The following is a 17972-nucleotide window of genomic DNA, read 5'->3' on the forward strand; positions in this document are numbered from 1 at the left end:
CTCGAGGGCTCCCCTCCCGCGGTGCAGACCGACGAGGAGGCGGCGGAGCTGGTGGAGGCGCAGGCGCCGACCCCGAAGTTCTGACGCTCCGGCCGGCCCGCGCGACGGCCGTGCCGCCCCCCGGCCAGGGGGTGCGGCACGGCCGTCGCGGTGTCCGTGTGCGCCGACCGTCGCGGCGGCCGGCCCGGAGTTCCCCGTCGGCCGTGCCCCGGGCGGGCCTCAGCGTCCGAGCTGGGCGTCCAGCCAGGTGCGGACCTCGGGGGTCGCGGGGTCGGTGATGTCGTCGAAGTCGTGGTGCTTGGTGAGGTACTTGGCGACGTAGGGGCAGACGGGCACGATACGCAGTCCCTGGGCGCGCACGTCGGTGAGGGCCTGTCGGACCAGCTGTCCGGCCAGGCCCTGTCCGGCGTGGGCGTCGTCGATCTCCGTGTGGAAGAAGACGCGCTGCTCGCCGCGGTCGCGGTAGGCGGTCAGGCCGGCCTGCCGGCCGTCGACCAGGATCACGTAGCGGTGGCGTGCGTCGATCCGCTCGACGGTGGGCGCGACGGGGGCGGGCTGGTCGTTCACGGGGTTCCTCTCGTGGGGGGCGGCGGTCAGCGGCGCGGCGGGTTGCCGCGCGGGGTCAGGGCCGCGTTGGGCAGGGCGGGAGCGGGCAGCCGGTCTCCCGGATACCCCTCGACGGCGCCGAAGCGGTCGGAGGCGTTCTGCCAGTCGGTCCGGGCCCGGACGATGTCCTCGTGACTGCGGCCGATGAAGTTCCACCACATCACGATCTCCTCGTCGAAGGGGGCGCCTCCGATCAGGACCGCCCTGGCCGGGGTGTCGGACTCGTTGACGAGGGCCAGGGTGTCGCTCCCGACGTCGAGGAAGCCGAGGTGGGCGGGGCGCAGCGCGGTGCCCGCCATGCGTACCTCGCCCCGGTCGACCAGGAGGCCGTGCTCGAAGGCCGGGTCGACGTCGAGCGTGACCGCGGCCCTCGGCGCGAGCGCGATCTCCGCGCCGAGGAGGGGCGAGAAGGTCTCCACGGGCGAGGTGGATCCGGCCAGGGAGCCCAGGAAGACCCTGATCTCCGCGCCGTCCAGGGCCACCGGCTCGGGCACGTGGCGCTGGAAGTCCCGGGGGGCGTCGCGGTGCTCCCGCGGCAGGGCCAGCCACAGCTGCACGCCGTGCAGGACGGTGGTCCGCGGGGTGGAGACCTCGGTGTGGCTGATGCCGTGGCCGCCGGTCATGAGGTTCAGTTCACCGGGCCGGACGAAGGCGTGGCTGCCGAGGCTGTCGCGGTGCTCGATCTCCCCGCTGAAGAGCCAGCTCACCGTCTGCAACCCGGTGTGCGGATGCGGGGCGACGTCCATGCCGCCGGTGTCCGCCACGTCGTCGGGGCCGTAGTGGTCGGCGAAGCACCAGGCCCCGATCAGGGTCCGGGAACGCTGCGGCAGGGTGCGGCGCACGGTCATGGCGCGCGGGCCGCCCAGGGGCACGTCGCGCGGCGCGAGGACGTCGACGCGCGGGGCGCCCGGGGAGCCCGCGCCGTCGGCGGGTCCGCACCGCACCGCGACGGGGTCCGTCTCGACGTGGCTCATCGGCAGCCTCCTGCACCCTCATGGTAGTTTCAACTTCAACAATACGCCGTGATCATAGACGTCCGCGGCCTCTCGAAGGAGCGTCGGGTGACCACTCCCGCCCCGGAACCCGCCGCCCCGCGGCTCTACATCGACAAGCGGAGCCCGGCCGCGTACCGCGCGCTGGTGCAGACCGCCGAGGCGGTGCGCGCGGTCACCGCCGAGGCGGGTCTCGACCGGACCGTCGCGGAGCTGGTCAACCTCCGCGTCTCCCAGCTCAACGGCTGCGCCTCCTGCCTGGACGTGCACACCCGGGCCGCCCAGCGCCTCGGCGAGACCCCGCGGCGCCTGGGCGTGCTGGCCGCCTGGCGGGACACCGAGCTGTTCACCCCGGTGGAGCGGGCCGCCCTCGCCCTCGCGGAGGCGACCACCACGCCGGCCGACACCGCCGCGCGGGACGCCGCCCACGCCTTGGCCCGGGAACACCTGACCGACGACCAGATCTCCGCGGTGATCTGGGTGGCCGTCACCATCAACGCGTTCAACCGGGTCTCGGTGATGAGCCGGCACCCGGTACGGGCCGACCGCTGAAGGACAGGCACCCGGTCCAGGCCTATCGCTGAAGGCCCACGCGCGGGACGCCGGTCGGGGGGCTCGTCCGACGCCCGGGATATCCGTAGGCTGACCTGGGAAGACGCTGCCGCGAGACCGACCGGGCGGAATGAAGGGCGAGTCGTGTTCTACTACGTGCTCAAATACGTGCTGCTGGGGCCCCTGCTGAGACTGCTCTTCCGTCCCCGGATCGAGGGCCTGGACCACGTGCCGGCGTCCGGGGCGGCCATCATCGCGGGCAACCACCTCTCCTTCTCGGACCACTTCCTGATGCCGGCGGTGCTCAGGCGCCGCATCACCTTCCTCGCCAAGGCCGAGTACTTCACCGGCCCCGGCATCAAGGGCCGGCTGACCGCGTTCTTCTTCCGCAGCGCCGGGCAGATCCCCGTCGACCGCTCCGGCAAGGACGCGGGCCAGGCGGCGATCCGCGAGGGGCTCGGCGTGCTGGGCAAGGACGAGTTGCTCGGCATCTACCCGGAGGGCACCCGCTCGCACGACGGCCGGCTGTACAAGGGCAAGGTGGGCGTCGCGGTGATGGCGCTCCGGGCCGGGGCGCCGGTCGTGCCCTGCGCGATGATCGGCACCTTCGAGGCCCAGCCGCCGGGCCGGAAGATCCCGAAGCTGCACCCCGTGGTGATCCGTTTCGGCGAGCCCCTGGACTTCTCCCGCTACGCCGGGATGGAGGGCGAGAAGGCCGTGCTGCGCGCCATCACCGACGAGATCATGTACGCCGTCCTGACGCTGTCCGGACAGGAGTACGTCGACCGGTACGCGGCCGACGTCAAGGCCGAGGAGGCCCGGACGGCGGCCAGGGGACCGAAATTCCCCCGGCTGCCGCACCGCTAGCAGGCCGCTGTCTGCCCTCGGCAGAAGAGCGTGGTCGAAGAGCGCCCGGTCCGCCTACCGTCGCCCTATGACACGAGCTGTGGTGATCGGGGCGACGGGGCAGATCGGGCGCCCGACCGTGGGAGTGCTGGCCCGGGACGGCTGGGAGGTGACGGCCGTCTCGCGGGGCGGTGAGCGGGACGGGGACTGGCCCGGGGACGTGCGGGTGGTGCGGGCCGACCGGGAGGACGACGCGGCCCTGTCGGCGGCGGTCGGCGACGGCTGCGACGTCCTGGTGGACACGGTGGCCTTCGGGGAGGGGCACGCGCGGCAGCTGGTCTCGCTCGCCGGGCGGGTCGGCTCCGCCGTGGTGATCTCCAGCGTGTCGGTCTACGAGGACGACAAGGGCCGCAACTTCGACACGCAGGGCGAGCCCGACGGCTTCCCCGCGTACCCGGTGCCCCTCTCCGAGGAGCAGCGCACGATCCGCCCGGGCGACGCCTCGTACAGCACCCGCAAGGCGGCGCTGGAGCGTGAACTGCTCGCGGCGGGCGACCGGTTGCCGGTCACGCTGCTGCGCGCGGGCGCGGTCCACGGGCCGCACTGCCGTACCCCGCGCGAGCTGTACTTCGTCAAGCGCAACCTCGACGGCCGGCGCCGGCGCTTCCTCGCCCACCGCGGTACGAGCCGCTTCCACCCGGCGAGCGTGCACACCATCGCCGAGCTGATCCGGCTGGCCGCTCCACGGCCGGGCACGCGTGTGCTGAACGCGGTCGATCCCGAGGCACCGACGGTCGCGGAGATCGCGGCGGCGATCGACGCGGTGATGGGGGTGGAGGCGGAGGACGTGCTGATGGACGGCCCGCCCACCGCCGACGGCGTGGGCGACACGCCCTGGTCGGTGCCCCTGCCCGTGGTGTGCGACATGAGCGCGGCCGAGCGGCAGTTGGGCTACCGTCCGGTGGTCCGCTACGCCGAGACCCTGCCGGAGACGGTGGCCTGGATCGAGGGGCGGCTGGCCGCACGGGACTGGCGGGAGGCGTACCCGAAGATGGTCCGGGCCTACGGCGACCTCTTCGACTACGCCGCGGAGGACGCCTGGTCGGCGGCGCGGCGGACGTGAGGACGCGGAGGGGCGGCCGGTCGGTCCGGCCGCCCCTCCCTGCGCCTTCGGGTCGCTACGGCTTGGGTGTGGCGTGGGGCGCGCAGGTCACGTCCCTGGCGTCCACCTCGCCGGTGAGCAGGTAGGTGTCGACCCGGTCGTTGACGCACGGGTTGACCAGGCCGGTGACCCCGTGCGATCCGGCGTCCCGCTCGGTGATCAGGCGCGATCCCTTGAACCGCTGGTGCAGTTCGACGGCGCCTCCGTACGGGGTCGCCGCGTCCCGCTCGGCCTGCACGATCAGCACGGGCGGCAGGCCCTTGCCGGTCTTGACGTCCACCGGGGTGTGCTGCTTGACGGGCCAGGTGGCACACGGCAGGTTCATCCAGGCGTTGGCCCAGGTCATGAACGGGTGGTCGCGGTGGAGCCGGGTGTTGTCCCGGTCCCAGGTCTGCCAGTCGGTGGGCCACTGGGCGTCGGCGCACTCGACGGCGGTGTAGACGGCGTTGCCGTTCTCCGCGGAGGCGTTGCCCGCGGTGTCGCTGAGGTCGGGGGCGGCGGCGTCCACGAGGGCCTGGGTGTCACCGGCGACGTACTTGCCGAAGACCGTGGCGACCGGCACCCACGCGGAGTCGTAGTACGGGGCGCTCTGGAAGAAGGAGATCAGCTCGGCCGGGCCGACGACCCCGCCGAGCGGCTCCTTCGCCGCGGTGGCGCGCAGCTCGAGCCACTGGTCCTGGACCTCGGCGCGGGTGTCCCCGAGGTGGAAGGTGGCGTCGTTCCGCGCGACCCAGTCCTGCCAGTCCTGCCAGCGCTGCTCGAAGGCGACGTCCTGGTCCAGGTTGGCCTGGTACCAGATCTTGTCGCGGGACGGGTTGACGACACTGTCGACGACCATCCGGCGGACGTGGTCCGGGAAGAGAGTGCCGTAGACGGCGCCGAGGTAGGTGCCGTAGGAGACGCCGAGGAAGTTGAGCTTCCGCTCGCCGAGCGCGGCGCGGATGACGTCGAGGTCGCGTGCGGTGTTCGGCGTGGTCATGTGCGGGAGCATCTCGCCGCTGCGCTCGCCGCACCCCTCGGCGTACTCGCGGGCCAGCTTGCGCTGCGCGAGCTTGTCGGCCTCGGAGCCGGGCACCGGGTCCATCTTGGGCGCCTTCACGAACTCCTGCGGGTCGACGCAGGAGATGGGCGCGGACTTGCCGACACCGCGCGGGTCGAAGCCCACGAAGTCGTAGGCCTCGGCCGCGTCGGCCCAGACCGCGCTCTTGCTCGTGACGCGGGCCGGGAAGCGCAGCCCGGAGCCGCCGGGACCGCCGGGGTTGTAGAGGAGCGCGCCCTGGCGCTCGGCCTTGGTGCCGGTGTTGCCGATGCGGTCGACGGCGATCTCGATCTGCTTGCCGAACGGCTTGGCGTAGTCGAGCGGCACCGTGACGTAGCCGCACTGGATCGGCTTGGGCAGGTTCCAGTCGGTGGGGCAGTCCTGCCAGTCGATGCCGGCCTTCGCCGCGCGGGCGGCGGCGATCGCGGCCCCGCGGGCCTCGCGGTCCCAGCCCTTCGCGTGGCCGCCGGCCGGGCCCGCGCTCGCGGTGGGCGCCGCGACCGCGCCGGCTATCAGTGTGGCGGTGACGAGCGCTCCGGCCGTGCCGAACGCCGCCGCCCTCCGCCCCGGTCCGCTCTTCCTCACGTGGCCTCCCCGTACGTGTTCGCGACAAGTACGGGGATCTTCGCGGTTGTGCGTTCCCTGAGGACAGAGGCGATGCTACTTCTTTGCCAATCCGATAAACGGAGAAAGGCGTTCGGTCAAAGGGCTCCGGTCGACGGACCCCGGTCCAGCGAGGCCAGCGCCTCGTCCAGCAGCCGTCTCAGCCGCAGCGCGTCCGAGGCCACCGCCGTCACCAGCGCGCACGGCCCGGCGAGCGGCATGACGGCCGCACCCGGAGCGAGGACGCGGGCCGCCGGTGGCGCGGTCGCGAACTCCGGGCGGGCGACGATCAGCTGGCCGACCGCACGGTTCCCCGCCAAGCCTGCGGGGCCGTCCCAGCCGCCCGGGGCGCCGGGCCCGCAGGCCAGCTCCTGGTCGAGGACGCTCCGGCCGGCGATCCGCACGGTCAGACGGCTGGTGAGCCGCCCCGGTTCCTCCCCGGACCGCCCGAGCACCTGCTCCTCGCGCAGCAGGAGCCGGGCCGTGGCGGCGAGGTCGACGTGTGTGGTGACGTGCAGGTCGCTGCCGCCCGCGGAGATCAACTGCTCGGGCAGCCAGCGCAGTTCCGCGTCGTCGCCGACGGTGAGCCGGACGTCGTAGCGGGCACCCGTCTTGGTCTGCCCCGGCAGGGCCAGGGTGGCGGCGGCCGATCCGACCCGCAGGCGGGCGCCCCGGTCCGCCTCGGCGGTCACCGTGAAGTGGTCCCCGCCGAGCGGGCCGCTCATCGCACCGACCAGCAGGACCCGGGCCTCGGCTCCGCTCCCCCGGGTGCGCCGCACCGTGAGCGGCCCCTCGCCCTCCAGCACCGGCAGCGAGGTGCCGCCGCGCCCGTCGTCGCGGGCGAGAACGCGCGCCCTCGCCCGTACGCCGGCCGCGGCCGTCATGCCGTCCATGCGGTGATCCGGGCCCGCACCCAGTCGGCCACGTCCCGGACGCCGTCCTCGCCGCGCAGCGACTGGAGGACGACCGGCAGTTCACCGCGCTGCGCCTTCGCGTCGGCGGCCATCCGCGCCAGGTCCGAGCCGACGTACGGCGCGAGGTCGGTCTTGTTGACGATCAGCAGGTCGGCGGTGGTGACGCCCGGCCCGCCCTTGCGCGGGATGTCGTCGCCCCCGGCGACGTCGATCACGAAGATCTGGGCGTCGACGAGCCCCCTGGAGAAGGTGGCGGTGAGGTTGTCGCCCCCGGACTCCACCAGGACGAGGTCCAGCGGACCCACCTCGTCCTCCAGGTCCTCCACCGCTTCGAGGTTGGCCGAGATGTCGTCCCGGATGGCGGTGTGCGGGCAGGCGCCGGTCTCCACGGCGCTGATCCGCTCCGGCGGCAGTACCGCCTCGCGGAGCAGGAACTCGGCGTCCTCGCGGGTGTAGATGTCGTTGGTGACGACGGCGAGGGACAACTCCTCGCGCAGGGCCCGGCAGAGCGCGGCCACGGTGGCGGTCTTCCCCGAGCCGACGGGTCCGCCGAGCCCGATCCGCAGCGCGCGGCGGCTTCCGTCGGGCCGCCTGGCGTCGGCGGAGACGGCGGGCGCTTCGTGGTGGTGATCGAGGTGCATGCTGCGACTCCTGCACGGGGGCGGAACCCCCTGTAAAGCCCCTGCAAGGGGACGGAAAGGGAAGGAAGGGACGGCGGGCGCGCGGGCCGAACGTTCGGAGCGCTACGAGGCGAACAACCGCACAGCCCAGGCGGCGTGCGCCTCCGCGCCGATCTCCAGCACCGGCGAGGACCGCGCGGGCAGCACGTCGACCCCGTCGGTCACGGCGGCGTGCGCCGCCTCGACGGCGTCCTGTGCCACCCGGTCCAGCTCGGGTGCGAGACGCGCCAGCACGCCCGTCGCGTCGAACGGGTCGAGGCCGAGCAGCCGCACCACGGCCGTGGCCGGTCCGCTCACTGCCTCGTAGAGGGAGCAGTACGCCGCGTCCAGGGGCCCGAGTCCGGCCGCTCGGGCGGTCAGGCCGAGGACGACGGGCTGGTGCGCCCCCTTGGGGAACCGTCCCGCCAGCGCGTCGAGTTCGGGGTGCGGCCAGGTCGCCCGCGCGGCCCGCATCAGCTGCCGCCCGAGTCGGCGCGCCACCCCGCGCAGGGCGGGTGAAGGGGTGCGGGCGTCCGCGGCCCGGTCGAGTGCGACGGGGTCCACACCGAGGGCCGCCGCCGCGGCGAGGCAGGCCGCGACGCTTCCGCCGGTGTGCAGCCGCCCTCGGCAGAACTCCTCCAGGCTCGCGGCGTCGGTGATGTGGCCCGCCCGGACGGCGGCCTCCGCCCCGCCGGAGTGGGCGTGCCCTCCGGCGGGGAAGCGGCCGTCCGCGAGGACGAGCAGTGCGGCGCGGCTCATGTCGGCGCTCAGAACAGGAAGTACCGCTGCGCGAGCGGCAGTTCGACGGCGGGTGCGGGTTCGACGAGCTCGCCGTCGATGGTCACCGCGAAGGAGTCCGCGGCCACCTCGACGCGGGGCAGCGCGTCGTTCTCCCGCATGTCGGCCTTGGTGAGGCCACGGGTCGACCGGATGGGCACGAGCTCCCGGCCGAGTCCGAGGCGTTCCGGCAGCCCGTCCTCGAGGGCGGCCCCGGCCACGAAGCCGACCGAGTTGGCGGCCGGAGCCGTCCCGTGGGCCCCGAACATCGGTCGCGGCAGCACCGGTTGCGGGGTGGGGATGGAGGCGTTGGCGTCGCCCATCTGCGCGTACGCGATCTGCCCGCCCTTGAGGACGAGCTGCGGCTTCGCACCGAAGAACCGGGGGTCCCACAGCACCAGGTCGGCCAGCTTGCCGGTCTCCACCGAGCCGACCTCGTGCTCGATGCCCTGGGCCACGGCGGGGTTGATGGTGTACTTGGCGACATAGCGGCGGGCGCGCAGGTTGTCGGCGCGGGTGTCGCCGGGCAGGAAGCCGCGGCGCCGCTTCATCACGTGCGCGGTCTGCCAGGTCCGCAGGATCACTTCTCCGATGCGGCCCATCGCCTGGGCGTCCGAGGCCATGATGGAGATGGCTCCCATGTCGTGCAGGATGTCCTCGGCCGCGATGGTGCTGGGCCGGATGCGGGACTCCGCGAAGGCCAGGTCCTCGGGGACGGCGGGGTTCAGGTGGTGGCAGACCATCAGCATGTCGAGGTGCTCCTCGACGGTGTTGACGGTGTGCGGCCGGGTCGGGTTGGTGGACGCCGGCAGGATGTGGGGCAGCGAGACCGCCGTGATCATGTCGGGGGCGTGGCCGCCGCCGGCTCCCTCGACGTGGAAGGCGTGCAGGGTGCGTCCCGCGATCGCGTCGAAGGTGTCGCCGATGAACCCGGCCTCGTTCAGGGTGTCGGTGTGGACGGCGAGCTGGACGCCGGACTCCTCGCAGACGTCCAGGCAGGCGGAGATGACGGCGGGGGTGGCGCCCCAGTCCTCGTGGATCTTGAAGCCCAGGATGCCCGCGCGCAGTTGGTCGCGCATCGACTCCTTGGACATGGTGCTGCCCTTGCCGAGGAAGCCGATGTTGACGGGGCTGGACTCCAGGGCCGCGAACATCCGCGCGAGGTGCCAGGAGCCGGGGGTGACCGTGGTGGCCTTGCTGCCCTCGGCGGGGCCGGTGCCGCCGCCGATGAGGGTGGTGACACCGGAGGCGAGGGCCTCGTCGACGGCGGCCGGGGCGATGAAGTGGACGTGCGTGTCGATGCCGCCGGCGGTGAGGATCTTGCCGTTGCCGACGATGACCTCCGTCTCGGGGCCGATGACGAGGTCCGGGTGGACGCCGTCCATGGTGTCCGGGTTGCCGGACTTGCCGATGCCGGTGATGCGACCGTCGCGGATGCCGATGTCGGCCTTGACGACGCCCCAGTGGTCGATGACCACGGCTCCGGTGATCACCGTGTCGGGGGCGCCCTCGGCGCGGGTGGCCCGCGACTGGCCCATGGACTCGCGCAGGACCTTGCCGCCGCCGAAGACGGCCTCGTCACCCGAGCGGCCGGGCCCGCCGGAGCGGTCCTCCTCGATCTCGACGAAAAGGTCGGTGTCGGCGAGGCGGATGCGGTCGCCGGTGGTGGGGCCGAACAGGTCGGCGTAGGCGGGGCGGGTCAGTTCAGGCATCGAGGGCACCTCCGGTCGTGCCGCGCAGCCCCATGACGACGCGGGCCCCCGCCAGGGGGACGAGCTCCACGTCGACGGGGATGCCGGGCTCGAACCGGACGGCGGTGCCGGCGGCGATGTTGAGCCGCTTGCCGTGGGCCGCGGCGCGGTCGAGGTCGAGGCCGGGGTTCGCCTCGGCGAAGTGGTAGTGGGACCCGACCTGGACGGGCCGGTCGGCGGTGTTGAGCACGGTCAGGCGGGTGATCTCGCACCCCTCGTTGTAGACGACCGGCTCGTCGGCGAAGAGGATCTCTCCGGGGATCATGACTGCCGCCCCGTCAGATGATCGGATCGTGGACGGTGACCAGCTTGGTGCCGTCGGGGAAGGTGGCCTCGACCTGCACGTCGTGGATCATCTCCGGGACGCCCTCCATGACCTCGTCGCGCTGGAGCAGCTTGCGGCCGGAGGCCATGAGTTCACCGACCGTACGACCGTCCCGAGCGCCTTCCAGGATGTGCGCGGTGATCAGCGCGACGACCTCGGGATGATTGAGCCTCACGCCTCGCGCGCGGCGCTTCTCCGCCACGTCCGCGGCCACATGGATGAGCAGTCTCTCCTGCTCGTGCGGGGTCAGCTGCACGTACCACCTCACAGGGCATCACGCCGGGACGCACGGCCCGACTGCCGCGGCCACCGCGACGGCTCTAGATGTAACACACATGAATGCGCTGGGAAGCGCCTGCCGGTGCACAGGAAACCGCAGGTGGATCGGGGTGCAGAGTAGGCTCGCAGTGTTTCCGCCACGTCACCCGGATTTGACCGACTGATTACCGGTGCCGTCGGCGGCCTCCCGCATGCCCGTCAGCGCCCGCACACCCGCCCGGAGCGCCTCGGGAGGGAAGCTGCCGAAGAGCACGTGCTGGACCCCGAAGCCCTGCACCGTGGCCATCAGCGTCCGGGCCACGGCCTGGGGATCGACGTCGGCGGACATCATGCCGCTCTCCTGGTAGCGGACCACCAACTTCACCCAGGCGGCCGTCACCGCGTCGAAGCCCTCCCCCAACAGGGCCGACAGCTCGTCGTTGCGCTGCGTCTCCGTCCAGGCGTGGATCATGAGCCGCGGGAACAGCCACTCCCCGTCGTCCGTGAGCGCCGGCCGTTCCCGCTGCATGTGCGCCACGGTCCGGGCGATCAGCTCGTCGGGCATCGGCGGCGGGCTCTCCAGCGCGGCCCGCTCGTACACGCCGCGGAGGACACCCATCACGTCGGTGACGATGGCCTCAATCAGCTGCTCCTTGCCGCTGAAGTAGCGGTAGACGGCCCCCGCGGACAGGTCCACCTCCTTCAGCACGTCCTGCATCGACGTGGCGTGGAACCCGTTGCGGGCGAAGCAGAGGGCGGCGCCGTCGAGGATCTGCCGGCGGCGGGCGTCGAGGTGTTCCTGGGATACGCGGGCCATGGCGTCCACGCTAAAACGAACGTTCCTTCTTGACAAGGGGCCGAGCCGGGCGCACGGTGGGGCCAGCAAGCAAAACGAACGATCCTTCTTTTTCAGGAGTCCTCATGGACAGCCGCCGCCACGTGATCGCCGTGATCGCCCTGGTGCCCGCACTGGTCGCCCTGACCCTGTGGGCCTTCGCCTGGCCCGCCGCCCGCACGGCCCCGCACGACCTGCCGCTCGGTGTGGCGGGACCGCCCGGGGCGGTCGCGCAGGTGGAGCAGCGGCTCGCCCGGCAGGAGGGCGCCTTCGAGATCCACCGTTACGCCGACGAGGCGGCGGCCCGGGCCGCCATCGAGGACCGGACCGTGTACGGCGCGGTGGTCGCCGACGACCGCGGCGGCAAGCTGCTCACGGCATCGGCGGCGAGCCCCGTCGTCGCCCAGTTGCTCCGGCAGGCAGTGGCCGCGCAGGGGACCGCGGCGGGAGCCCCGGCCCAGGTGGTCGACGTCGTACCCGCACCCGAGACGGACCCGCGCGGCGCGGCCCTGGGCGCGAGCGTGCTGCCGCTGGCACTGGCCGGGATCGCGGCGGGCGCCGTCACCACGCTGCTGGGCCTGCGCGGCATCCGTACGGTCGTCGCACTGGTCGGCGCCTCCGCGGTGGCGGGTCTGGTCGCCGCGGCCATCGCGCACAGCTGGCTCGGGACGGTCGTCGGTGACTGGTGGGCCGTGGCCGGCGTGTTCGGGCTGTCGGTCCTCGCGGTGGGTGCGAGCGTGGCGGGACTGGCGGCCCTGCTGGGGCAAGCGGGGATCGGTCTGGGCGCGGCCGTGGTGATGCTGCTGGGCAATCCCTTCTCGGGTGCCTCCTCGGCGCCGGAGATGCTGCCGCAGCCGGCCGGTGCGATCGGCCAGTGGCTCCCGCCGGGCGCGGGCGCCTCACTGCTGCGCTCGGTGTCCTTCTTCGACGGAGCCGCGGCCACCGGCCACGCGCTCACCCTCGCGTGGTGGGCCGGGCTCGGCCTCGGCGCGGTCGTGCTCGGCAACGCCCTGCGGCAGCGCGCGACCGACGACTCGCCGGCCGCCGACCGGGCCCCGGCCCCCGCACGGGTCGCCTGAGCCCCGGTCGGCGTACGCCCCCCCACCCGCGCCACGAAGGGCCGGTGGACGCCCGCTGCAGCGGGTCCGGCCCTGGTGGACGCTCACTACGACGGGTTCGGCCCCCGGTGCTCCGCCGCGAGGCCGAAGCGGTGATGCTCGCGGGGCGTGGCGGCGGCGTCCCGGCCCCGGGAAAGCGCACCGACCACCTGCTCCCCCGCCGGTTCCCGGAGGTCCTCCAGGCACGCGAGATCTGCGGCGGAGACCAGGGCGACCAGCGGCTTGCCGTGCCGCGTCACGACGACCCGTTCACCGCCGTACACGACCCGGTTGATCAGGTCGGCGAGCTCAGCCCTGGCTTGCGTCACCGGAATCTCGTAGGCCATGGCCCCAGCTTACGGTTCGGCACTCGGCCACCGGCTGCGGTGCCGCCCGCCGGGGAGGACGATGGAGCCGGGGGCGAGCACGGCCACCGGCCCGCAGGAGGTGCCCCATGGCAGGCGAACCGTCGTTCTTCGAACTCGGCGTGGCCGACCCCGAACGCGGGCGCGCCTTCTACGGCACCCTCTTCGGCTGGACCCTCGAACCCGGGCCCTCGGGCGGCGGATTCGCCGTCGGGACCGATGGCCTTCCCGGTGGCCTCCACGGAGGGGACGCACAGGCGTCCCCGTACCTCTTCTTCCGGGTCCCGGACCTGGAGGAGGCCATGGCCCGCGTCCGCGAGCTGGGCGGGACGGTCGGGGACCTCGGCACGGAGGACGCGCAGTCGGCCGCGCGGTTCGGCCGGTTCGCCCTGTGCCGGGACGACCAGGACTCCCCGTTCGGCCTGCACGAACCTCCGAAGGGGCGGTGAGGCACCCCTCCGCCACCGGACCGCGGCCTTCGCGACTCCCTCCTTCCCCGGATGTACGTCCTGTACATTTTTCGGAGACAGCGCCGCCCACAACGGCTCTGCCACGAGGAGGGGTTCGTCATGATCCGGTCGTCCGCCCGCCACGCACCACCCGAGTTCACCGAGCGCGCCGGCACCGGCGACCCGGCCGTGGACCCGTACGCGGAGCACACGGCTGAAGACCGCGCCGACCTCGCGCGGGGCACGACCCCGGGCGCTCAACGGGTCCTCGGCCACGGGCTGGTGGACCACGTCGCGCCCGACCTCGACGCGACGCTCCCCACGCCCGGCGCGAGGTGAGCCGTCGATGCCGCCGCCGGAGCCGCCTCCCCTGCCCGCCCTCACCCGCGCCGAGGCCGAGCTGATCGACTGCTATCTGGACGTCGTCGATCTCCTGGGCCGCATCAACCCGGCGCAGGACGGTGACACCTACCGCGGTCTGCGGGCCGCCCAGGCACTGGTCGGCAAGGCGACCGCCCTGCGCGACGCGCTGGCCCTGATGCATCGGCGGGGCGAGACGGAACTGCACGCCGCCACCCTGGTCCGGGCGCTGCGCGTCCTGGACGGGGAACGGCGGACGGCGCGCGTCAGTCTGCCGCCGCCTTCCGACAGTTGACGCCCACGCACACGAAACGCACCAAACGGCTTACCCCCTTTCGGCGTAGGAACACCGGGAATTTCCGGCTCCCCGCAGTTGCGGGACGCGGCTGCCCGAGCGGCGGAACGAGCCACTCCGCCGCTGGTCCCGGCGTCGCCGTCGCGCCCACCACGCGACTCGAACGCGCGGCGTCCACCCGAACGGGTGAGTGGTGAGTAACAACACAAAAGCCACGTTCCGTTGGGATTTTCCCACGGGGCGAGACAAGATCCGTGACTGACGACAAGCCCCCGCCGCAGCGGCGGGGCGGTCCGGGCGGACGCCGAATCCTGCCGCCGCCCGGACGACCGGTCGACAGGAGTGGATCGGCAGGAGTGGAGGACCCGAGCACGACGGGTCGCCGGAACGGTCGCCTGTGCGATTCAGGCACCGTACCGAGCAGCCCTTGGGGTGAAGCCGCACCCGTGCGGCCGGGCAACTTCGCCAGCCCGAATCCGACAGGTCATCCTTCACAGGCGGCTGACGAAGGGTTGCGCATGTCTGCGCTCAATCGTGTCCCGTCACTGATGGCCCGTGCCGGTACGGCCTCGGCTCTCACCCTCGCCGCCGTCGGCGGTTCCGTGGTGGTCCCCGGCGTCACCTCCGAGGCCGCCGCGGCGAGCCACGCGACGAAGGCCCTCAAGATCGCGGCCTCGAAGAAAGGTGCGCCCTACAAATGGGGTGCCGTCGGACCGGGCAGGTTCGACTGCTCCGGTTTGACGCTGTACTCGTTCAAGAAGGTCGGCAAGAAGCTTCCGCGCACCGCGGCCCAGCAGTACAACAAGACCCGGCACATCTCCTCGAAGAGCCGCAAGGCCGGGGATCTGGTGTTCTTCCACTCGGGCCGCAGCGTCTACCACGTCGGCATCTACGCCGGGAAGAACAAGATCTGGCACGCTCCGAAGACCGGCGACGTGGTGCGCCTGCAGAAGATCTGGACCAGCAGCGTCTGGTACGGCCGGGTCAAGTAGACCGCCCGAGCGGGGTGACGGCGCCTGTTCCGCCGTCACCCCGCCGGGTGGTCGGCACCGGCGTCGCACTCACCGGAGGGGGCTCAGCGCGAGCGCTCCGGCTCTCCCGGCGTCCGCCTGACGGCCGTGGCCGGTTCGGTGGCCACCGGGCGGCCCGGCGGCGTCCAGGGCAGCTCGATGGAGACGGTCTTGCCGCCCTCGCGGGTGGGCCGCACCCGCAGCCTGCCCCCGCCCTCCGCCGTGAGCCAGCGGATGATCACCATGCCCCGGCCGTTGTCCTGCTGCACCGCGGCGGGCAGGCGCTTGGGGAAGCGCGGATGGCTGTCGGTGACGCCGATGCGCAGCCGCTCGTCACGGTCGAGCGCGAGGTCCACCGTGAAGGTGGGCGACTGTCCGAGCGTGTGCTGGACCGCGTTGGTCGCCAGTTCGGAGACGATGAGCCGGACGGTGTCGGAGAGATCGGCGTCCGTCGGCAGGCCCCACTCCGTCAGGGTCCCGACCACATAGGTACGCGCGGCGGCCACCGAGGCGGGATCGCTCGGCAGAGTGACGGATGCTTCCAGATGGTCTGCCATGGCGACGTCGTCCCTTTCCCACGGGACCGCAACCGGACACGGAGCGGACGGTTCGAGTACGGTCCCGGACTGGTGCTTCGCCGCCAGACTGCCACCACCAGGCCCGGGAAGGGCGGCGATCCACCAAGATATGCATATATCTGTCGCTCGAAGCGGTGAACTCTGCGACGGCAGAGCGGATTTGGGCGGCCCATAAGGAGTAAGGGAGTGGCCCATGCAACACGGTCCCGTGGTGCGCCGTCGGAAGCTGGGCGCCGAACTGCGCACCCTGCGCACGTCGGCGGGGATCACCAGCGGCGAGGCGGCCCGGTTGGTGGGCTGGCACCAGTCGAAGGTCAGCCGCATCGAAACCGGGACCAGCGGGGCGAAGCCGGCGGACGTACGGTTACTCCTCGACGCCTACGGTGTCGACGACTCCCGGCTCCGGGAGCTGCTGGAGGTGCTGGCGGGCTCCGACGACGCGGGCGGCCGGCACCACTGGTGGCACGCCTACCGCGGGGTGCTGCCACCGGCCTACCGCGACTTCATCAGCCTGGAGTCCCAGGCCAGCGCGATGCGCACGCTGGAGACCACGGTGGTGCCCGGGCTGCTCCAGACACCCGAGTACGCCCGCGCGGTGACGCGCGCCGCGGCGGACGGGTTGCCCCAGGAGCGGCTGGACACCCTGGTGAAGGTCCGGCTGGCCCGCCAGGACGTGCTGCGGACCCAGCCGCCGCTGGAGCTGAGCGCGGTCCTGGACGAGGCGGTGCTCCGCCGGGAGGTGGGCGGCCCCGGGGTCATGGAACGGCAACTGGCACGCCTGGTCGAGGCCGCGCGCCTCCCCCATGTCCGGCTCCGGGTCCTGCCGTTCGCCGCCGGGGCGCACATCGGTGTCACCGGCCCTTTCGTAATCTTCTCTTTTTCGAGCACTTCTGATCTGGACGTGGTTGTTCTCGACCACTTGACGAGTAGCCTGCATCTCGAACGGAAAGAAGACCTGGAGGCCTACACCGAGGCCTTCAACGCCCTTCTGCTCCATACCCTTTCGCCCCAGGACTCGTTGGACTTCATCGCCGCGACCGCGGCAGGCGCGTAAGGAGGCACCATGTCAGGCACCCCGTCCGTACTCCGCCGGAGCATCCCTGCCGGCACCCATCTCCCCGACCTGCGGTGGCTGCGCAGCAGCTACAGCACCGGAGCGAACAACTGCGTGGAGACGGCACGGCCGTCGGCCGGCCCGTGGGCCGGACTGCTCGCCGTGCGCGACTCCAAGGACCCGGCCGGACCCGCGCTGCTCTTCTCCCCCGAGAGCTGGGCGTCGTTCACGGGCGCGGTCCACCACCGCTGAACCCGGGTCGGATCGTGCGGAGCACGGCCGTGCCACGCCGACTCATGGCCGCGTTTCGCCGATCACCCGTACCGCGTGTTCCACCTGTTCCGCGGAGAGGTCCGCACGAGCGGTCAGCCTCAGCCGTGAGATGCCGTCGGGTACGGAAGGAGGCCGGAAGCACCCCACGGACAGGCCGGCCGAACGGCAGTCGGCCGCCCACTGGACGGCTCCCTCCGGGGAGGGCGCGCGCACCGACACGACCGCGGCGTCCGGACGCGCCGCGGACAGGCCCATGGCGGTCAGGCGAGCGTGCAGTTCGCCCGCCACCGCCCGTGCGCGCGCCGCCCGTTCGGGCTCGCGGCGCAGCAGGGTGAGGGCCGCGAGGGCCCCGCCCGCCGCCGCGGGGGCGAGGCCGGTGTCGAAGATGAAGGTCCGGGCCGCGTTGACCAGGTGCTCGATCACCGGGGCGGGTCCGAGCACGGCGCCGCCCTGGCTGCCCAGCGACTTGGAGAGCGTCACCGTCACGACCACGTCGTCCGCGCCCGCGAGGCCCGCCTCGTACGCGGCTCCCCGGCCGCCCTCGCCGAGGACACCGAGACCGTGGGCGTCGTCGGCGACCAGCCCGGCGCCGTGCTCCCGGCACGCCTGTGCGAGCCCGGCCAGCGGCGCGGCGTCGCCGTCGACCGAGAAGACGGTGTCGGACACGGTGAGGGCGGGGCCCTCGTGGGTCGCCAGCGCCTTGCGCACGGCGTCCGGGTCGGCGTGCGCCACCACCTGGGCAGCGCCGCGGGCCAGCCGGCAGCCGTCGATCAGCGAGGCGTGGTTGCCCGCGTCGGAGACGATGAGGGAGCCGTGCGGTGCCAGCGCGGTGACCGCGGCGAGGTTGGCCGCGTAGCCGGAGGAGAAGACGAGCGCCGCCTCGAAACCGCAGAAGGCGGCCAGTTCGTGTTCCAGCTCGGCGTGCAGCTCGGTCGTGCCGGTCACCAGGCGCGAGCCGGTGGCGCCGGCGCCCCACGTCCGCGCGGCCCGGGCCGCCCCCTCGGTGACCTCCGGGTGCCGGGCCAGTCCGAGGTAGTCGTTGCTCGCCAGGTCCAGCGGTGCCGAGTCGGCCGGGCGGGGGCGCAGAATCCGTACCAGACCCGCCTCGCGACGCGCCCGGGCCTGCTCGTCGATCCAGCCGAACGCCATGGATCGGTCCTCCAGAGGATTTG

General features: G+C 73.0%; 23 protein-coding genes and 1 riboswitch. Of the genes, 10 read left to right on the forward strand and 13 right to left on the reverse strand.

The window, feature by feature from the left end:
• Nucleotides 1–219 precede the first annotated feature (219 nt).
• Together ACZ6EG_RS32685 and ACZ6EG_RS32690 are read right to left on the reverse strand one after the other, a co-directional pair.
• Nucleotides 220–567 (reverse strand): GNAT family N-acetyltransferase, encoded by a 348-nt coding sequence (locus tag ACZ6EG_RS32685; protein ID WP_356606463.1) that lies wholly within the window; start codon nt 565–567, stop codon nt 220–222.
• Nucleotides 568–593: 26 nt separating this feature from the next.
• Complete coding sequence (locus ACZ6EG_RS32690; RefSeq protein ID WP_469610085.1) at nt 594–1580, reverse strand: pirin family protein; 987 nt, start codon at nt 1578–1580, stop codon at nt 594–596.
• Nucleotides 1581–1667: 87 nt separating this feature from the next.
• On the opposite strand from ACZ6EG_RS32690, the gene ACZ6EG_RS32695 reads away from it, so the two are divergent.
• The 3 genes from ACZ6EG_RS32695 to ACZ6EG_RS32705 all read left to right on the forward strand — a co-directional run bounded on the left by ACZ6EG_RS32695 (nt 1668) and on the right by ACZ6EG_RS32705 (nt 4119).
• Nucleotides 1668–2150 carry a carboxymuconolactone decarboxylase family protein gene (locus ACZ6EG_RS32695; protein ID WP_391969392.1) on the forward strand — a complete coding sequence of 161 codons (483 nt, stop codon included), beginning with the start codon at nt 1668–1670 and terminating at the stop codon, nt 2148–2150.
• 144 nt (nt 2151–2294) lie between these two features.
• Nucleotides 2295–3017, forward strand: coding sequence for a lysophospholipid acyltransferase family protein (locus ACZ6EG_RS32700; protein ID WP_391969393.1), 723 nt, complete (start codon nt 2295–2297; stop codon nt 3015–3017).
• A gap of 67 nt (nt 3018–3084) precedes the next feature.
• The gene (locus ACZ6EG_RS32705; protein ID WP_469610091.1) at nt 3085–4119 is read left to right on the forward strand and encodes an NAD-dependent epimerase/dehydratase family protein; all 1035 of its coding nucleotides are present in this window, start codon (nt 3085–3087) and stop codon (nt 4117–4119) included.
• Nucleotides 4120–4174: 55 nt separating this feature from the next.
• On the opposite strand, the gene ACZ6EG_RS32710 is transcribed toward ACZ6EG_RS32705, so the two are convergent.
• The 8 genes from ACZ6EG_RS32710 to ACZ6EG_RS32745 all read right to left on the reverse strand — a co-directional run bounded on the left by ACZ6EG_RS32710 (nt 4175) and on the right by ACZ6EG_RS32745 (nt 11301).
• Nucleotides 4175–5782: an alpha/beta hydrolase gene (locus tag ACZ6EG_RS32710; RefSeq protein ID WP_391969395.1), complete on the reverse strand. Its 1608-nt coding sequence runs from the start codon at nt 5780–5782 to the stop codon at nt 4175–4177.
• Nucleotides 5783–5898: 116 nt separating this feature from the next.
• Nucleotides 5899–6693: an urease accessory protein UreD gene (locus tag ACZ6EG_RS32715; RefSeq protein ID WP_469610095.1), complete on the reverse strand. Its 795-nt coding sequence runs from the start codon at nt 6691–6693 to the stop codon at nt 5899–5901.
• Nucleotides 6681–7355, reverse strand: a complete 675-nt coding sequence (gene ureG, locus ACZ6EG_RS32720; protein ID WP_391969397.1) for an urease accessory protein UreG — start codon at nt 7353–7355, stop codon at nt 6681–6683. Before ureG ends, ACZ6EG_RS32715 begins: the two co-directional genes overlap by 13 nt.
• Before the next feature lie 102 nt (nt 7356–7457).
• Entirely contained in the window at nt 7458–8132 is a 675-nt protein-coding gene (locus ACZ6EG_RS32725) for an urease accessory protein UreF (RefSeq protein ID WP_356606449.1), read from the reverse strand.
• Nucleotides 8133–8140: 8 nt separating this feature from the next.
• Entirely contained in the window at nt 8141–9862 is a 1722-nt protein-coding gene (locus ACZ6EG_RS32730) for an urease subunit alpha (RefSeq protein ID WP_469610100.1), read from the reverse strand.
• Nucleotides 9855–10166, reverse strand: coding sequence for an urease subunit beta (locus tag ACZ6EG_RS32735; RefSeq protein WP_391969399.1), 312 nt, complete (start codon nt 10164–10166; stop codon nt 9855–9857). Before ACZ6EG_RS32735 ends, ACZ6EG_RS32730 begins: the two co-directional genes overlap by 8 nt.
• 13 nt (nt 10167–10179) lie before the next feature.
• Nucleotides 10180–10482, reverse strand: a complete 303-nt coding sequence (locus ACZ6EG_RS32740) for an urease subunit gamma (RefSeq protein ID WP_391969400.1) — start codon at nt 10480–10482, stop codon at nt 10180–10182.
• A 165-nt stretch (nt 10483–10647) separates the two neighbouring features.
• On the reverse strand, nt 10648–11301 hold the full coding sequence (locus ACZ6EG_RS32745; RefSeq protein WP_391969401.1) for a TetR/AcrR family transcriptional regulator: 654 nt from the start codon (nt 11299–11301) through the stop codon (nt 10648–10650).
• 104 nt (nt 11302–11405) lie between these two features.
• Here ACZ6EG_RS32745 and ACZ6EG_RS32750 point away from each other — a divergent pair, with 104 nt between their 5' ends.
• On the forward strand, nt 11406–12398 hold the full coding sequence (locus ACZ6EG_RS32750; protein ID WP_469610105.1) for an ABC transporter permease: 993 nt from the start codon (nt 11406–11408) through the stop codon (nt 12396–12398).
• 86 nt (nt 12399–12484) lie between these two features.
• On the opposite strand, the gene ACZ6EG_RS32755 is transcribed toward ACZ6EG_RS32750, so the two are convergent.
• Complete coding sequence (locus ACZ6EG_RS32755; RefSeq protein WP_391969403.1) at nt 12485–12763, reverse strand: type II toxin-antitoxin system Phd/YefM family antitoxin; 279 nt, start codon at nt 12761–12763, stop codon at nt 12485–12487.
• Nucleotides 12764–12870: 107 nt separating this feature from the next.
• On the opposite strand from ACZ6EG_RS32755, the gene ACZ6EG_RS32760 reads away from it, so the two are divergent.
• The 4 genes from ACZ6EG_RS32760 (at nt 12871) to ACZ6EG_RS32775 (ending at nt 14877) form a co-directional block, all read left to right on the forward strand.
• Nucleotides 12871–13230, forward strand: coding sequence for a VOC family protein (locus ACZ6EG_RS32760; protein ID WP_469610108.1), 360 nt, complete (start codon nt 12871–12873; stop codon nt 13228–13230).
• A 120-nt stretch (nt 13231–13350) separates the two neighbouring features.
• Nucleotides 13351–13569, forward strand: coding sequence for a hypothetical protein (locus ACZ6EG_RS32765; protein ID WP_391969405.1), 219 nt, complete (start codon nt 13351–13353; stop codon nt 13567–13569).
• Nucleotides 13570–13576: 7 nt separating this feature from the next.
• On the forward strand, nt 13577–13885 hold the full coding sequence (locus tag ACZ6EG_RS32770) for a hypothetical protein (RefSeq protein WP_391969406.1): 309 nt from the start codon (nt 13577–13579) through the stop codon (nt 13883–13885).
• A 292-nt stretch (nt 13886–14177) separates the two neighbouring features.
• Nucleotides 14178–14400: riboswitch (cyclic di-AMP (ydaO/yuaA leader) on the forward strand.
• Between the two features lie 3 nt (nt 14401–14403).
• Nucleotides 14404–14877, forward strand: a complete 474-nt coding sequence (locus tag ACZ6EG_RS32775; protein WP_469610112.1) for a C40 family peptidase — start codon at nt 14404–14406, stop codon at nt 14875–14877.
• An 83-nt stretch (nt 14878–14960) separates the two neighbouring features.
• Here ACZ6EG_RS32775 and ACZ6EG_RS32780 read toward each other — a convergent pair whose 3' ends face one another.
• Complete coding sequence (locus tag ACZ6EG_RS32780) at nt 14961–15452, reverse strand: ATP-binding protein (RefSeq protein ID WP_469610115.1); 492 nt, start codon at nt 15450–15452, stop codon at nt 14961–14963.
• A gap of 214 nt (nt 15453–15666) precedes the next feature.
• On the opposite strand from ACZ6EG_RS32780, the gene ACZ6EG_RS32785 reads away from it, so the two are divergent.
• Together ACZ6EG_RS32785 and ACZ6EG_RS32790 are read left to right on the forward strand one after the other, a co-directional pair.
• Nucleotides 15667–16527 (forward strand): helix-turn-helix domain-containing protein, encoded by an 861-nt coding sequence (locus ACZ6EG_RS32785; RefSeq protein ID WP_469610118.1) that lies wholly within the window; start codon nt 15667–15669, stop codon nt 16525–16527.
• A gap of 9 nt (nt 16528–16536) precedes the next feature.
• On the forward strand, nt 16537–16779 hold the full coding sequence (locus ACZ6EG_RS32790; protein WP_391969409.1) for a DUF397 domain-containing protein: 243 nt from the start codon (nt 16537–16539) through the stop codon (nt 16777–16779).
• A gap of 42 nt (nt 16780–16821) precedes the next feature.
• Here ACZ6EG_RS32790 and ACZ6EG_RS32795 read toward each other — a convergent pair whose 3' ends face one another.
• Nucleotides 16822–17949 (reverse strand): 8-amino-7-oxononanoate synthase, encoded by a 1128-nt coding sequence (locus ACZ6EG_RS32795; protein WP_391969410.1) that lies wholly within the window; start codon nt 17947–17949, stop codon nt 16822–16824.
• Between the last annotated feature and the right edge of the window lie 23 nt (nt 17950–17972).

The sequence above is a fragment of the Streptomyces sp. NPDC041968 genome, assembly GCF_055589025.1.

Excerpts from the sequence above, each read along its gene's own strand:
- ACZ6EG_RS32780 (WP_469610115.1), bottom strand. The coding sequence starts at position 15,452 with ATGGCAGACCATCTGGAAGCATCCGTCACTCTGCCGAGCGATCCCGCC.
- ACZ6EG_RS32790 (WP_391969409.1), top strand. The coding sequence starts at position 16,537 with ATGTCAGGCACCCCGTCCGTACTCCGCCGGAGCATCCCTGCCGGCACC.
- ACZ6EG_RS32795 (WP_391969410.1), bottom strand. The coding sequence starts at position 17,949 with ATGGCGTTCGGCTGGATCGACGAGCAGGCCCGGGCGCGTCGCGAGGCG.
- ACZ6EG_RS32760 (WP_469610108.1), top strand. The coding sequence starts at position 12,871 with ATGGCAGGCGAACCGTCGTTCTTCGAACTCGGCGTGGCCGACCCCGAA.
- ACZ6EG_RS32775 (WP_469610112.1), top strand. The coding sequence starts at position 14,404 with ATGTCTGCGCTCAATCGTGTCCCGTCACTGATGGCCCGTGCCGGTACG.
- ACZ6EG_RS32785 (WP_469610118.1), top strand. The coding sequence starts at position 15,667 with ATGCAACACGGTCCCGTGGTGCGCCGTCGGAAGCTGGGCGCCGAACTG.
- ACZ6EG_RS32745 (WP_391969401.1), bottom strand. The coding sequence starts at position 11,301 with ATGGCCCGCGTATCCCAGGAACACCTCGACGCCCGCCGCCGGCAGATC.
- ACZ6EG_RS32770 (WP_391969406.1), top strand. The coding sequence starts at position 13,577 with ATGCCGCCGCCGGAGCCGCCTCCCCTGCCCGCCCTCACCCGCGCCGAG.
- ACZ6EG_RS32755 (WP_391969403.1), bottom strand. The coding sequence starts at position 12,763 with ATGGCCTACGAGATTCCGGTGACGCAAGCCAGGGCTGAGCTCGCCGAC.
- ACZ6EG_RS32690 (WP_469610085.1), bottom strand. The coding sequence starts at position 1,580 with ATGAGCCACGTCGAGACGGACCCCGTCGCGGTGCGGTGCGGACCCGCC.
- ACZ6EG_RS32750 (WP_469610105.1), top strand. The coding sequence starts at position 11,406 with ATGGACAGCCGCCGCCACGTGATCGCCGTGATCGCCCTGGTGCCCGCA.
- ACZ6EG_RS32715 (WP_469610095.1), bottom strand. The coding sequence starts at position 6,693 with ATGGACGGCATGACGGCCGCGGCCGGCGTACGGGCGAGGGCGCGCGTT.
- ureG (WP_391969397.1), bottom strand. The coding sequence starts at position 7,355 with ATGCACCTCGATCACCACCACGAAGCGCCCGCCGTCTCCGCCGACGCC.
- ACZ6EG_RS32765 (WP_391969405.1), top strand. The coding sequence starts at position 13,351 with ATGATCCGGTCGTCCGCCCGCCACGCACCACCCGAGTTCACCGAGCGC.
- ACZ6EG_RS32730 (WP_469610100.1), bottom strand. The coding sequence starts at position 9,862 with ATGCCTGAACTGACCCGCCCCGCCTACGCCGACCTGTTCGGCCCCACC.
- ACZ6EG_RS32735 (WP_391969399.1), bottom strand. The coding sequence starts at position 10,166 with ATGATCCCCGGAGAGATCCTCTTCGCCGACGAGCCGGTCGTCTACAAC.
- ACZ6EG_RS32725 (WP_356606449.1), bottom strand. The coding sequence starts at position 8,132 with ATGAGCCGCGCCGCACTGCTCGTCCTCGCGGACGGCCGCTTCCCCGCC.
- ACZ6EG_RS32705 (WP_469610091.1), top strand. The coding sequence starts at position 3,085 with ATGACACGAGCTGTGGTGATCGGGGCGACGGGGCAGATCGGGCGCCCG.